Here is a 13,525-nt window from a genome sequence, read left to right on the forward strand (position 1 = left end):
CGAGGCCGATACTCGGCATATGTCGCGAAGGTGGCATACCCCCTTCTGTCCCTTGCAGGGACATCTCCCCCACAAGGGGGGAGACAGGTATTTGAGGCACCTCGGAGCCAAACAGTAAGATCCTGACTCAGTCCGACTTTCAGAGGTTTCCCCGTCTGCCCCTTGGAGCGTCGAGTGCCAGACTGAAGTTGGGCGGCATACGCCCCTCTGCCGCCTTGCGGGGGAAATGTCCGCGCCAGCGGACAGAGGGGGGTATCCCGTCTTTCCGCCAGGCACCGTCTCACCGCTTTACCTCCCAGGTGGTCACGCGGGCGCCGGTTTCTGAGTCTTTTGAATCCTTTAGAAGAATTCCCTGAGACGTCAGATCATCGCGGATCGCGTCGGCTTCCGCCCAGTTCTTGGCATTGAGCGCTTCCAGGCGTTTTTCGATGGCTGCCTGAATGCCCGCCTCGTCAACGCCGGACAGATCCGCCTTGACCGGGTGAACACCGAGGAGCGCCGCGGAGGCAGAGTAAACGTCCAGCTTGGAGGGATCCTTGGATGCCTCGACAGCGAGCGCGTGGAGAGCCTGGATCGCGCCTGCTGTGTTCAGGTCGTCCAGAAGAGCGTCCAACACCTCGGCGGCGGGTGCCGCGTCCGTTTCGACGGGGTCCGGCCATCGGGCCAGCAGATTTTCCGCTTCTTCCAGCTTGCGCTTCGAGAAGTCGATCGGCTCGCGGTAGTTGGTCATCAGCATGGCAAGGCGCAGCACTTCGCCCGGCCACTTGCGTCCCCCGAAGCTGTCAGTTTCCAGAAGTTCCTGGATGGTGAAGAAGTTGCCCTCGGACTTGGACATCTTCCGGCCTTCCACCTGCAGGAAGCCGTTATGCATCCAGTAGTTGGCCATGACCTTGGTGCCATGCGCGCAACGGGACTGGGCTATTTCGTTTTCGTGGTGCGGGAAGATCAGATCCAGCCCACCACCATGAATATCGAAAACCTCGCCCAGATGCTGCGCACTCATGACCGAGCACTCGATGTGCCATCCGGGACGTCCCCTGCCCCATGGGCTGTCCCAGCCAGGTTCCTCGTCGGAAGACAGTTTCCAGAGCACAAAGTCACCGGGGTTCTTCTTGTGCGCATCCACCGCGATGCGGGCCCCGGCAAGCTGTTCATCCAGCTTGCGTTTTGACAGGCCGCCGTAGTCGGGCATGGATTGCGTGTCGAACAACACTTCACCGCCGGCCTGATAGGCGTGACCCTTCTCGATCAGTGCCGCAATCATCTCGACCATGCCGCCGATATGCTGGGTCGCACGCGGCTCGATGCTCGGCTCCAGAACACCAAGAGACTTGATGTCCTTGTGGAACTGGTCCGCCGTCTTTTGCGTCACCCGGGCAATGGCTTCATTGAGCGGCAAATCGGGGAAATCGCGCAGGGCCCGTGCGTTGATCTTGTCGTCAACGTCGGTGATGTTGCGTGCATAGGTAACGTGGTCTGCACCATAAAGATGACGCAGAAGCCGGAAGAGCACGTCGAAGACGATCACCGGACGGGCATTGCCGATATGGGCAAAGTCATAGACGGTCGGCCCGCAGACGTAGAGACGCACATTCCCGTCATCGATCGCCCGGAAATCCTCCTTCTGGCGCGTCAATGTGTTGGTGAGCTTCAAGCCCTTGAAAGTGCCGGATATCTCTGTCTCAGCGGCGCTCATGTCAAACGGTCTCCTGGCCGGCTGGCCGGGCGGTCCGTCTCAAAGGAAATTTTGCCAAGAGGGAACGGCCACAGCCAGCGGTGTCGCTAGCTGCAAATAATGGTGATCGAAATGATGTTCCGTGTGGCCGTCATCATGGTGCGCTTTATGGACTGGAAAACAGAAGCCGGTCAAGGCTGCTGTTGCCGTCGGAACGCCAATTTGCCTGCGTTGTGACCCAGTTGCTTCAGTCGGGGGATTATTTTCGGGAACGGCGCACACACTTCTGGAACGGAAAGAAATGTGATCGGTTTAACAAGAACAAGGTAGCTGAACAGAGTTCAATTACGCGCAAGATGCACTAGACTTTGCCAGCTGGGAATCAGAGGGGGTATTTCCGATGGGAATGATTTGCACGTGCCGTAACAGATATTTCGGTCTTCTTTTTGCGCTGGCGGCGTTTTTTTCAGGACCACTTGCAGCAGCATCCGCCCTGGCCCAGACCGAGGCACCTGCGGCCAGCGAGACGCAAGTAGTCCCGCCCCCTGCCTTCAAGGATCCGCAAACCCCGATTGCCCAGGCAATTCAGGCGCAGATGTCGGCGGAGATGCCCGAGGGCCTGACGCTTTACTACGGCGAACGCGCATTCGCGCCTGTCTGGTTCAATGAAAATGGCCTGACGGAGGACGCTCATCTGGCTATTGCCGCGATGGCGGCGGCGAACGACCACGCGCTCAACCCCAACAATTATGATCCCCTTGGCTTCATCAAGCGCTCGGAAACCGCCCAGAGCGAACAAGAATGGGCGCAGTTCGATCTGGACCTGTCCGTTCAGTTCCTTCGCTATGCAACGCATCTCTCCTCCGGCCGCGTCCAGCCGAACAAGGTCAACAAGGCACTGAACCTGTTTCCGCACCGGCCGGATCCCAAAACTCTGTTTGAAAACGCCGAGCAGGCCGTGGATTTTAGCGCCTTTCTGGAGAGCCTTGCACCGCAGACCGACAATTACGCCCGCCTGAAGCGTCGTCTTGCGCAATACCGGGAAAAGGCGGCCGCCGGCGGCTTTACGCAGGTGCCGGACGGTGAAGTTCTGAAACCAGGCATGAGCGATCCGCGCCTGGCCGTTTTGCGCACCCGGCTGGAGGAAGAGGACATTCCAGGTGCAGCCGACCATACCGGCGACATATACGACGGCGCCCTGGTGGAAGCCGTCAAACTTTTTCAGGAATATCACGGCCTTGAGACCGATGGCGTCATCGGCAAGGACACGATTGCCCAGCTCAATGTCCCCATTCAGGACAGACTCATCCAGATGGAGCTCAACATGGAGCGGCGGCGCTGGATGCCGGACGATCCGGGGGAGTTCTATGTGTTCGTCAATCTGGCAGACCAGAACCTGAAAGTGGTGCGTGACGACAAGACCATTCACACCGCAAGGGTCGTCGTCGGCAAGCCCTACCACGCAACGCCGGTGTTTTCAGACCGGCTGGAATATGTCGAGATCAACCCGTACTGGAACGTGCCTTACTCCATTGCCACCAAGGAGTATCTGCCGAAGCTCAAGCAGAACCCGACCGCACTGAGCAGCAAGCGCATTCGGGTTTTCCAGGAGAACAACGAAATCGCGCCGACGCAGGTAGCCTGGAACAGCTATTCCGGCGGCAACTTTCCGTTCCGCCTGCGTCAAGACCCGGGTGAAGACAATGCCCTGGGACGCATCAAGTTCATGTTTCCCAACCGTTTCAACATCTACATTCACGACACGCCTTCCAAATCCCTGTTCTCCAGGGCAGAGCGCGCCTTCAGTCACGGCTGCATTCGCGTCTCGGATCCTTTCGCGCTTGCGGATGTTCTCCTGGCAGATTCCGACGCGACGCCCGGCCACTGGGAAGCTATCCGCGACAGCGGCGAGCGCACTGTCGTCAAGCCCAAGGTCGAGATCGACGTCCATCTGACGTATCTGACAGCATGGATGAACAAAGACGGGTCGACCCATTTCAGAAAAGACATCTACGACCGCGACAAGGTGCTTCTGGAAGCATTGCGCACGGCGATGACACAGAACCTGTAACGGGATAAATAGCTGATAACATTGGATTTTATTTCCGTTTACGTATCTGAACGTTAGCTGAATACGGCACTCAGCATGGGTTCAAGCCGGCCCGACTAATCTCCAGTCAATCGATACGGATTGCCATCTGGAGTTTCCCATGCTGAACCGCCTTTTCGTCCTCATGTTCCTCGCCCTGATCCTGGGCGGCCCGTTTGCAGCCATCATCGCAATTACCGACGGCACCAAGGCTTTCGGTCAGGAAGCCCAGCAAAAAGGCATGTGCCTGACCACCGGCACCGGCTGTGGCAACGGAAATATCATTGTCACGGTGGCCAGTCGGATATAAAAGCGCGTTCGCGAGCATTGCAGAGACCGGTAAAAGTTGCTCAGGAACAGAGCACACCACTAAAGTTGAAGCGCCGTGAAAACAGTGGGAATCTTGCCCGCGACCATTCACGCAGAGGAAGTTCCAGCCTCTCTGCTTGCAGTTTACTCCGATGTTTGGCAAGGTCTTCCGATGGACTACAAAGCACTAGAAGATAAAGCACAATCTGCGGCTGATTTCTTGAAGATGATGGCATCCGCGCCGCGATTGCTGTTGATGTGTCTTGTCCTCGACAACGAACGTAGCGTTGGCGAGCTGGCCGAGAAGACCGGCATGCGCATGCCAACCGTTTCGCAACAGCTTGCTCTTCTGCGGGCACAGGGTCTTGTCACCACCCGCCGCGAAGGCACGACGATTTATTACCAGCTTGCCAGCGAACCGGTTCGGGACATCATGTCAGTGCTTTACAAAAACTTTTGCGCAGATGCCGAGCTGCCAGGACCCAAGCAACTTGAGCCGATGGACGCGGACTGATCCGCGCCCGAAATTCTATTCAGCGTCAAGCCTCAGTCTTTCAGGAAGTCAGCACATTTCGGCGGCGGCTGATCGCCCCAGGGCATCAGCGGCACGGTTGAGGTCGAGTTTTTCGGGCTGCCCTCAATCAGCTTGTCGGAATAGACAAGATACACAAGAACATTGCGCTTGGCGTCACAGCCACGGACGATACGCATTTTCTTGAAAATGAACGAACGCCGCTGGCGGAACATTTCCTCACCCTGCTCGAAGTTCTCCTTGATCGTGACTGGCCCCACCTGGCGACAGGCCAGCGAGACGTCCGAAACTTCTTCCGCAACGCCCAGCCACCCGGAGACACCACCCTTCTCCGGAACGGTGAAGTGGCAGGCAACACCTTCAACGATGGGGTCGTCTATCGCGTAGGTCGCCAGCTTGTGGTCGGGCGTGAGGAACTTCCAAACGGTCGACTTCTTGAAGATCAGATCAGGCTCATCTGCCGCGAGGGCAGTGCCCACGCCTTGCAGCAGCAAAGAAGCGCCAAGGGCGGCAGCAACCAGAAAACGCATTAGAAATCCTCCAGATTTTCGACCGCCAAAATGTGGGGTTCACGAAAGCGCGATCAAGCGTCGGGTCCAAAACAAAACGCGCGCCCGGATGGCGCGCGTCTCACGATTTTCATCAACCGGTTTTGAAAGCGCTGTTAGCGGGCGTCTTCCAGAACCTTGTTGGCAGAAGCCTTGTCCGAAGACGCGGTTTCATCAGTGTCTGACGGCTTGTCCTCTTCAACGATATCCTCCGCCGAAAGTTCCATGTCGTCGCGGTCTGCCTCTCGTTCTTCTTCAGAGCCGAGCGCAAGCGAAGCGGCAAAATCACTGTCCGACACGAGATCCGACGCCTTGGCGTCGGCGGCCTCAAGCGGTGCCTCAGCGGCTGCGTCCTTTGACGGTGCATCGGTCTCCACCGCGTCTTCTGCGGGCTGATCGGCGCCGGTATCAGACGCGGCCGAGGCCCCGGCCAGTGCATCGTAAAGATCGGCGATCCGTTCCCGCGTCCAAACCTGTGGCTGGTCGAGACCGAGCGCCTCGTCGTAAGCCCGTGCGACGCTGATGGGCAGATGGAATTCGAAGTCGACCTTCGATCCGAAGCGGCCCGCCAATGCGTCACGAACCGCCTGAAAAGTGTCTTTCAGCCCAAGGCTCTGCTCGACACATGCGGCAGCCGCGTCCCGGAGGGTGACGACAAAATCGCGGGTCGTTTCCACCGCCGTCGCAACCGCCTGCGGGCCGATGGCGGATTTTCCCCGACCCGGCATCAGCGCGGTTGGGCGGAAGGCCGTGATACGGTCGAGCGCCCGGGGCCAGTCGGCAAAGTGAGCGTCCCCGCAATAGGGAACGGCAGCTTTCTGCACCAGGTCGCCGGCAAAGATCACGCCGCTCTGCGGAACCCAGACAACCAGATCGCCCATCGTATGAGCCCGGCCCAGGTGCATCAGCCGAACGTCCAGCCCACCAAGGTCGATGGTCATCGATGAGGCTATGGTCATGGAGGGCATGCTTACGCCGGTGTTGCCGGGCAGATCGGCGAAAAGAGCGGCGTCCCGCTGTCGCGCCAGGCGGATCTCTTCGACACCGCGGATTTCCATCATCCGCTTGGTCAGATCGGACGAAATGATTTCTCCCGCCTCGAATGCCAGAGCGCCAAGCGTATTGTCTGCATGGAAGTGGGTCAGAACGACCTGCTTGACCGGCTTGTCCGTAAGTTCGCGAACCTTCTGCAGCACCTTTTCCGCAAGTGCCGGTGTCGCCTGTGCATCGACAATCAGAACGCCCTTTTCGCCGATGACAACACCGGTGTTCGAGCAGCCGTCGGCGCTATAGGCGTAACAGCCGCGTCCAAGCTCCTCGAACCGTTCGTTTTCGCCCGGAACAGCTTCGGATTTGTTTGTCATCTCTACCATAGCGGTCTCGCTTTCCTGTCAGATGTCTGACTGCCTTTATCGGCCTGCGCCAATTTTGCCGCGCTTTTTCCTGTTGACTGAAGCGTCTCAGTTTCAGTGGCTGATTCGCAATTTTTCACTCGCCAATTCCTTAACTATTCCTTCGTTATCAACAGATAGGTCAGCTCATTCGCTTTATTTTGACTGCACCTGATAAAGCTCTCCGTCGCGCTTGCTTTCAATCCTGCTACTTTTTCGTAGCTGGCCGGAGTGTCTTTCCAGGGTTCTTCAGTTGGATATACTTGCTAGTCACAGAAAATGGCCGGATAACGGCATTGTTCATCTGCCTGTTCAATCAGGCGTCACGAAGCTCCAAGGCGTCGACTTATTCATGTGCGATCAGCAACGGTCCAAATCCGCTGCCACCCCCGGCAAGGTACCTTCCCAACCTGTCCTGAAGCTGGGCGCCTTTCTGCCTTACAGGCTCGCTCATCTGGCGGAGACCGTCAGCCGGTCTCTTTCCAGAATCTATGCGGAAACCTATGGCATCAGCATTGCCGAATGGCGTGTTCTGGCAACCCTCGGCGAATGCAAGGCCATGACCGCGCGTGACATCAGCCAGGCGACCTCCATGCACAAGACCAAGGTCAGCCGGGCAGTCGCTGCACTTGATAAACGTGACCTGCTGCTACGCGACAAGAACAGAGCCGACCAACGGGAACAGAGCTTGAGCCTTTCTGAAAAAGGCAACGCCATGTACCAGGAAATCGTCCCCCGGGCGCTCGCCTACTCGAAAAACCTCGAGGACGCGCTGACGGACGACCAGAAAGTTGTGCTCGACGAGATTTTCGAACGTCTCCATGAGGCTGCCCATGCGGGGAAAAATGACTGAAACTTTCTGTGGTTCTGCCGTTTCACCATTAACCTAACGTGAGAGCTTTCGTTGCTATTGATAGGTCCGGCAGCGATAGTGCCGGTCGTCGGCCTGGAGCCGATACGGCGTGAAAAACACGCTGCAGGGGTTGGGTGATGAAACGTTGCTGGTCTGCCAGGTCGAAGGTTTTGGCACGCGCTGTCGCGTTTGGTGCCGGCCTTGTGCTGAGTGCAAACACGGCAAGCGCGGCCACTTGCTCCAGCCTGAAAGCCGAGCTTCAGCGGCTCGAACAACGCTCCGGCGTGCAGTCGCCCGCTGCCCAGAAGTGGAGCACCGCGAAATCGCAGCAGCAAAAAGCCATCAGTGCGGCGGAACGGGACGCGAGCTATTTCGGCTGCGGCTCGACCGCTTCGGACAAATGCAATGGTCTCAACGACAAGATCAAACGCATGAAAGCCAACCTCGCCGCAATTGATCGTCAGCTCGCAAAGTCAGGTGGCGGGTCGTCGAAAAACGCCAAACGCGTGCGGCAGATCAGGGCCTCGCTTGGGAAACAGAATTGCAACGCGCCTTCCCGCGACGCCCGGCAACATAATACCGACGGCGAAAACAAGCCGCAGTCACTTCTGGCCCGCATTTTCAGCCCGCAGCAGCGTGTTGAGCAACAGAGCGTGGAACAGCCGCGTGTCGAACGGACCTCCGCGACAACGGGCGACCGCGAAATTGCATCCGTGCGCCGCCAGATCGGCAGCGAAAGCAAACGGTATTCCCTCCCCTCCGGCGGAGCGTTCCGGACCGTTTGCGTCAGAACCTGCGACGGCTATTTCTTCCCCGTCAGTTTTTCGACAGGCAAGAACCATTTTGCCTACGACGAGGCACGCTGTTCGGAAATCTGTCCGGCAGCGGAAACCGAGCTATATGTTTACCGCAATCCGGGTGGGGACCAGTCCCAGATGATGTCCCTTGCTGGCCAGCTCTACTCAGAGCAGCCTTTCGCCTACCGTTACAAGAGCGAATTCGTGGAAGGCTGCAGTTGCCGCGCAACCCGCCAGTCGAAGGCACAGTCTGCCTGGACCGAGCTCAGCAGCAACTCCGGCAACAGGGTGTTTTTCACCGATATCAGCGCCGGTCTACCGCGCAAAACGCTTCAGCCGAGCCGTGGCGGAACCTACGAACACGAAGAGGACCTCCCCTCTCCGCTGGCCAGAACTCCGCTCGACAGAACTCAGCTACCGCGCTTTGAAGATCCCGATACGCTGATGAACATGGAAAAGGGATTCGACGTTTCCGCCCGACTTGACCTCGCCGCCACACGGTTAGAGAGCGGCGACAACGAAGTGGCGTCAAGTTCCGGTTTCAAGGACGGTTTCCCTGTCCTGTCGATCCGTTCCCGCGAGAAAGCGGACGAGGAGGACCTGACGGCCTTTTCGCCCGTCTTCAAGGCGGATGACGACGGCTACCGCGAGGCGCCGGACCGGAAGGCCCCAGTCAGGGTAGTCGGTCCAGAATATTTTGTCGCCCAATAAGCGGCAGCAACGCCTTCATGTCCGGACCATGATCCATGCCGGTGAGCACCCGGCGCAGCGGCATGAACAGCCCCCTGCCCTTGCGGCCGGTTTCCGCCTTCAGGGCAGAAGTCCACTCGCCCCAGGTTTCCCCGGTAATTTCGCCTTCCGGCAAAAGGGCCTTCGCGCCTGAAACGAAATCCCGGTCCTCATCCTCGATGCGGCTTTCCACCGGGCCGGTGACGATCTGCCAATAAGACCGTGCATCGCCGACGGTCTCACAGTTTCCGCGCACGGTTTCCCAGAATTCAGCACCTGCATCAATGCCCATGTCGACAAGGCGTTTTTCGACCGCCTCGAAGGGCAAGTCGTGCACCAGACGTGCATTGAGGGATTTCAGTTCTTCCGGATCGAACTTCGCGGAGGACCGCGAGACGCTGGTTAGATCGAATTTCTCGATCAGGGCATCCATGGTCGCCACCGGCTCGACCGCCTGGCTTGTGCCGGTCAGAACGGCCAGGGAAGCGACCGCCATCGGCTCCAGTCCGGCTTCGCGCAGCGACCCAATGGACAAGGCTCCCTTGCGCTTCGACAGGCCTTCGCCGTCGATCGTCGTCAGCAGGTTGTGATGGCCGAACACCGGCGGTTTCGCCCCCATCGCCTCGAAGATGGCGATCTGGACACCAGTGTTGGATACGTGATCCTCGCCGCGGATGATGTGGGTCACGTCCATGTCGATGTCATCGACGATGGAAGTGAACGTGTAGAGATATGAACCATCCGCGCGGATCAGGACCGGATCGGACATGGAGGCCAGATCAATGGTCTGGCCGCCCCGGCACAGATCCGACCAGGCAACATCCGTACGCCGCGTTTCAAACGGATTGCCGTCGTGGTTCGGCAGGACAAACCGCCAATGCGGCTTGCGGCCTTCGGCTTCGAAGGCCGCGCGTTCTTCCGCAGTCTGTTTCAGACCTGCACGATCATAGACCGGGGGTCTGCCAAGCGCACGCTGGCGTGACCGGCGGCGCTCCAGTTCATCCGGAGTTTCGTAACACGGATAAAGCAGGCCAGCGTCCTTCAACTTCTGGGCCGCCGCATCGTAATTCGCGATCCGGTCCGACTGCCGTTCCTTCAGGTCCGGCTCGATGCCAAGCCAATGCAGGTCGGTCTCGATGGAATCGGCATATTCCTGCTTCGAGCGGACAAGGTCCGTATCATCGAAACGCAGGATGAACCTGCCGCCCATCTTCTTGGCAAAAAGCCAGTTGTAGAGCGCGGGACGGATGTTGCCGATGTGGATGTGGCCGGTCGGCGACGGCGCGAAGCGTACGGTGACAGTCATGGCGATGAGTTAGCCGGGGTTGAACCGGACGGCAACCCCAAACTATCGGACCTTACGAAGAATGTTCGTCAGACCGGTAGGTCCGCGACACAAAGCCGAGAACACCACAGAAAACGAGGCAATAGAGTCCCATTGCCATGACCTGAAGATCGAACGAGACGCCCTTGTCGATGAGCCAGCCGACCAAACCGGGCCCTGCCGCGGAAGCAAACACCATCACGGAGAAGGCCACGGATCGAATGGCCCCCATGTGTCTGGTTCCGTAGACCTCCGGCCACAACGCCCCGACCAGCGTGCTGTTGAACCCGTTCGAGATACCGACAAGCAGCATGAAGACAAAAGCGGCTGCCGGCGCGTGGAAATTGGCGAGCACGAAGCAGGCCAGTGTCAGCGGAACCAAAGCAAAGGGTAACAACTGGCGCGCGGAAAACCGGTCGATCAACGGGCCGATCACCAGCGAGGCGCAAACCACGCCGGAGGCCATCAGCAGGAAGGCGCTCGCGAAAAGCTCCAGCGTCCAGCCCCTCAAATCCACCAGATAGACCTGATGAAAAAAGATCGCCGTGCCGATGAAGGCCGGCGCGTTGACGCCGCAATTGACCAGCCAGAAACGGACATCGCGCAGCGCTTCCCCCCGTGTCCACTGACGGCCTTCCGGTTTGGCTGAGGCGGTTTCCAGCGCAGACGGAACGCGGTCCTTTGCAAGGAGCGTCAGCAAAACCGGCATGGCGACGACTGCCAGCACGATGGCCGATACCGTCCATGCGCCCCGCCAGCCAAAGGCATTGGCCAGGACGACGAAACAGAGCGGAAAGAGGGCTTCGGCGGTCGGAAAGCCCAGAACCGCGAGTGAAACCGCCCGGCCACGTTTTGCGGAAAACCAGCGGCCGGCCGCAGTCAACGAGGTGTGGGTCATCATGCCCTGCCCGCACAGGCGGAGACCGTAAAAGGTGAGCCCGATCATCCAGACGGAAAACGTGTTGGCCATCGCCAGGCAGAACAGGGCCAGGCCTGTCATCACCACCGCTGCGATTCTCTGTACCGGAAAGTGATCGAGGCTTCGCCCGACGTACGGCAGGGTCAGCGCACTACCGAGCGTCGCGACCATATAGAGCAGGCCGATATCGCCATGACTGAGGTCGAACTCCGCCCGGAGATCGCCTGCCGACAGCGAGATGAAAAACGTCTGCCCAAAGCCGGAAAAAACCGCCAGCAGATAACTGGCGGCAAGCCAGCGGGCGTTTTCACGCAGGAAGGAAAAATAGGTCATCGAGGCAAAAGCACACTTTCAACAAACAACTGACGCCCCTCACAACATCCTCATCGTGAGGAAGCACGTAACGCCGTCTTGAAGGATGGACCAATTCCGGCTGAACGAGCCCCCCACCCTTTGGGACCAACCTGAACGGTCCTCCTCAGGATGTGGGCAATTGCTCCTACCGCGCCCATGCATTTTTCAATCGGTCAGATTCTGCGAAACGTTCGCCTGGCAAGCGCCCATCAAGCGCCCTTCCCTCAGGAGCGGTCTCGGAACCTGTTGGTGATGGGATATCGCCGGTCCTTGCCGAAATTGCGCTCGGTGATCTTCACACCTGGAGGCGCCTGCCGGCGTTTGTATTCGGCAATATAGAGAAGATGCTCGATCCGGTGGATCAGCGCTCGATCATGGCCGCGTTTTTCAATGTCGCCCACCGACATCTCGTCTTCCACAAGACATTCCAGAATATCGTCGAGCACATCGTAAGGCGGCAGGGAATCCTGGTCGGTCTGGTTTTCACGCAGTTCGGCTGTCGGCACTTTGGTGATGATGTTGGAGGGGATCACCTCTCCGCTCGGCCCCAGCAGACCTTCCGGCTGGTTGTTGTTCCGCCATTCGGCCAGGTGATAAACCTGGGTCTTGTAGAGATCCTTGATCGGGTTGTAGCCGCCGTTCATGTCGCCATAAAGCGTAGCGTAACCGACCGACATTTCCGACTTGTTGCCGGTTGTCATGACCATGTGGCCAAACTTGTTGGACACCGCCATCAGGATCACACCACGTGCACGCGACTGAAGGTTTTCTTCGGTCGTATCTTCCTTGGTGCCGGCAAACAGATTGCTGAGCGCCGACCGGAACCCTTCGACCGGTTCGGAAATCGGCACCGTGTCATAGCGGATGCCAAGAGCCTTGGCGCAAGCGGCCGCATCGGTGATGCTTTCTTCCGACGTATAGCGGTACGGCAGCATGATCGCGTGCACCTTGTCGGCTCCAAGCGCATCAACCGCCATGGCCGCGCAAATGGCGGAGTCGATGCCGCCGGAAAGCCCCAATACCACACCGGGGAAGCCGTTCTTGGTCACATAGTCCCCGAGGCCCATGACACAGGCCCGCCAATTGGCCTCATCGAGATCCGGCAGCTTTGCCACAGAACCGTTCTCGCAGACCCAGGTGTCGCCGTCCCGTTTCCAGTCGCTGATGCCGAGAGCGGTTTCGAACTGAGGCATCTGGAACGCCAGCGAACGGTCGGCATGAAGCGCGAAAGAGCCGCCATCGAAGACGAGCTCGTCCTGCCCGCCAAGCTGGTTGCAGTAGATCAGCGGCAAGCCGGTCTGCACCACCCGTGAGACGACCACCTGAAGGCGGTGCTCTGCCCTGTGTTCCCAATAAGGAGAGCCGTTGGGAACCAGAAGAAGCTCCGCACCGGTTTCCTCCAGACACTCGCAAACCTCGTCGTTCCAGATGTCCTCGCAGATCGGAAGACCGATACGCACGCCGCGAAAGTCGACAGGCCCGGGCAAGGGACCAGCTGCAAACACCCGCTTTTCGTCAAAGACGCTGTAGTTCGGCAGGTCGTATTTGTAGCGAACAGCCTTGATCTCGCCCTGGTCCAGAAGCAGGGCTGCGTTATAGACCTTGCCTTCCTCACTCCGCCACGGAGACCCCAGGATGAGCCCCGGACCGCCGTCGGCGGTTTCCCTCGCCAGTGTTTCGGCTGCTTCCATGCAGCGCCTGACGAAGGCCGGTTTCAAGACAAGATCTTCCGGCAGATACCCTGCGAGCACCAATTCGGAGGTCAGGACAAGGTCCGCCCCTTGCGCGGCGGCTTCCTGCCGGGCCTTGCGAACCAGGTCTGCGTTCCCGGCCACATCGCCAACGGTCGGGTTTAGCTGCGCGACAGCCAGTCTGAAACGGTCTGAAATCATCGGAGAATTACCAGGAAGTGACATTGCTTTCTGGTGTAGCCGCTAGATCGGTGAACGTCCAATCGGAATTTGCGCCCGTCCAGAAGATGCTTTGCCGACAAATCGCAAATGCC

The 13,525-nt window shown here is 58.7% G+C and carries 11 protein-coding genes; 5 read left to right on the forward strand and 6 right to left on the reverse strand.

What is annotated here, in order from left to right; genetic code table 11:
* Positions 1-280: 280 nt before the first annotated feature.
* A complete protein-coding gene (gene cysS, locus V1T76_RS10495) occupies positions 281-1,696 on the reverse strand; it encodes a cysteine--tRNA ligase (RefSeq protein ID WP_330560608.1) in 1,416 nt (471 codons plus the stop codon).
* A 379-nt stretch (positions 1,697-2,075) separates the two neighbouring features.
* On the opposite strand from cysS, the gene V1T76_RS10500 reads away from it, so the two are divergent.
* The 3 genes from V1T76_RS10500 to V1T76_RS10510 all read left to right on the forward strand — a co-directional run bounded on the left by V1T76_RS10500 (position 2,076) and on the right by V1T76_RS10510 (position 4,587).
* A complete protein-coding gene (locus V1T76_RS10500) occupies positions 2,076-3,746 on the forward strand; it encodes a L,D-transpeptidase family protein (RefSeq protein WP_330560609.1) in 1,671 nt (556 codons plus the stop codon).
* Between the two features lie 139 nt (positions 3,747-3,885).
* Positions 3,886-4,074 carry a hypothetical protein gene (locus V1T76_RS10505; protein ID WP_006931740.1) on the forward strand — a complete coding sequence of 63 codons (189 nt, stop codon included), beginning with the start codon at positions 3,886-3,888 and terminating at the stop codon, positions 4,072-4,074.
* A gap of 171 nt (positions 4,075-4,245) precedes the next feature.
* A complete protein-coding gene (locus V1T76_RS10510; RefSeq protein WP_330560610.1) occupies positions 4,246-4,587 on the forward strand; it encodes an ArsR/SmtB family transcription factor in 342 nt (113 codons plus the stop codon).
* Between the two features lie 32 nt (positions 4,588-4,619).
* Here the strand turns inward: V1T76_RS10510 and V1T76_RS10515 are convergent, their stop codons facing one another.
* Both V1T76_RS10515 and V1T76_RS10520 read right to left on the reverse strand, forming a co-directional pair.
* Positions 4,620-5,135, reverse strand: a complete 516-nt coding sequence (locus tag V1T76_RS10515) for a CreA family protein (protein ID WP_330560611.1) — start codon at positions 5,133-5,135, stop codon at positions 4,620-4,622.
* Positions 5,136-5,269: 134 nt separating this feature from the next.
* A complete protein-coding gene (locus tag V1T76_RS10520) occupies positions 5,270-6,526 on the reverse strand; it encodes an MBL fold metallo-hydrolase (RefSeq protein WP_330560612.1) in 1,257 nt (418 codons plus the stop codon).
* Positions 6,527-6,896: 370 nt separating this feature from the next.
* On the opposite strand from V1T76_RS10520, the gene V1T76_RS10525 reads away from it, so the two are divergent.
* Positions 6,897-7,397: a MarR family winged helix-turn-helix transcriptional regulator gene (locus V1T76_RS10525; protein WP_330560613.1), complete on the forward strand. Its 501-nt coding sequence runs from the start codon at positions 6,897-6,899 to the stop codon at positions 7,395-7,397.
* Positions 7,398-7,567: 170 nt separating this feature from the next.
* On the forward strand, positions 7,568-8,905 hold the full coding sequence (locus V1T76_RS10530) for a DUF2865 domain-containing protein (protein WP_330560614.1): 1,338 nt from the start codon (positions 7,568-7,570) through the stop codon (positions 8,903-8,905).
* On the opposite strand, the gene gltX is transcribed toward V1T76_RS10530, so the two are convergent.
* The 3 genes from gltX to V1T76_RS10545 form a co-directional block, all read right to left on the reverse strand.
* Entirely contained in the window at positions 8,868-10,229 is a 1,362-nt protein-coding gene (gene gltX / locus V1T76_RS10535; protein ID WP_330560615.1) for a glutamate--tRNA ligase, read from the reverse strand. The genes V1T76_RS10530 and gltX overlap by 38 nt on opposite strands.
* A gap of 52 nt (positions 10,230-10,281) precedes the next feature.
* Positions 10,282-11,499, reverse strand: coding sequence for an MFS transporter (locus V1T76_RS10540; protein ID WP_330560616.1), 1,218 nt, complete (start codon positions 11,497-11,499; stop codon positions 10,282-10,284).
* Positions 11,500-11,744: 245 nt separating this feature from the next.
* On the reverse strand, positions 11,745-13,412 hold the full coding sequence (locus tag V1T76_RS10545; RefSeq protein WP_330560617.1) for an NAD+ synthase: 1,668 nt from the start codon (positions 13,410-13,412) through the stop codon (positions 11,745-11,747).
* Positions 13,413-13,525: the final 113 nt, after the last annotated feature.

This window comes from Roseibium sp. FZY0029 (assembly GCF_036350355.1).
Classification (GTDB): domain Bacteria; phylum Pseudomonadota; class Alphaproteobacteria; order Rhizobiales; family Stappiaceae; genus Roseibium.

Bases quoted from the DNA above. Each gene is read 5' to 3' on its own strand.
- V1T76_RS10500 (WP_330560609.1), top strand. From the start codon at position 2,076: ATGGGAATGATTTGCACGTGCCGTAACAGATATTTCGGTCTTCTTTTT.
- V1T76_RS10520 (WP_330560612.1), bottom strand. From the start codon at position 6,526: ATGGTAGAGATGACAAACAAATCCGAAGCTGTTCCGGGCGAAAACGAA.
- V1T76_RS10510 (WP_330560610.1), top strand. From the start codon at position 4,246: ATGGACTACAAAGCACTAGAAGATAAAGCACAATCTGCGGCTGATTTC.
- V1T76_RS10525 (WP_330560613.1), top strand. From the start codon at position 6,897: ATGTGCGATCAGCAACGGTCCAAATCCGCTGCCACCCCCGGCAAGGTA.
- V1T76_RS10515 (WP_330560611.1), bottom strand. From the start codon at position 5,135: ATGCGTTTTCTGGTTGCTGCCGCCCTTGGCGCTTCTTTGCTGCTGCAA.
- V1T76_RS10505 (WP_006931740.1), top strand. From the start codon at position 3,886: ATGCTGAACCGCCTTTTCGTCCTCATGTTCCTCGCCCTGATCCTGGGC.
- V1T76_RS10545 (WP_330560617.1), bottom strand. From the start codon at position 13,412: ATGATTTCAGACCGTTTCAGACTGGCTGTCGCGCAGCTAAACCCGACC.
- gltX (WP_330560615.1), bottom strand. From the start codon at position 10,229: ATGACTGTCACCGTACGCTTCGCGCCGTCGCCGACCGGCCACATCCAC.
- V1T76_RS10540 (WP_330560616.1), bottom strand. From the start codon at position 11,499: ATGACCTATTTTTCCTTCCTGCGTGAAAACGCCCGCTGGCTTGCCGCC.
- cysS (WP_330560608.1), bottom strand. From the start codon at position 1,696: ATGAGCGCCGCTGAGACAGAGATATCCGGCACTTTCAAGGGCTTGAAG.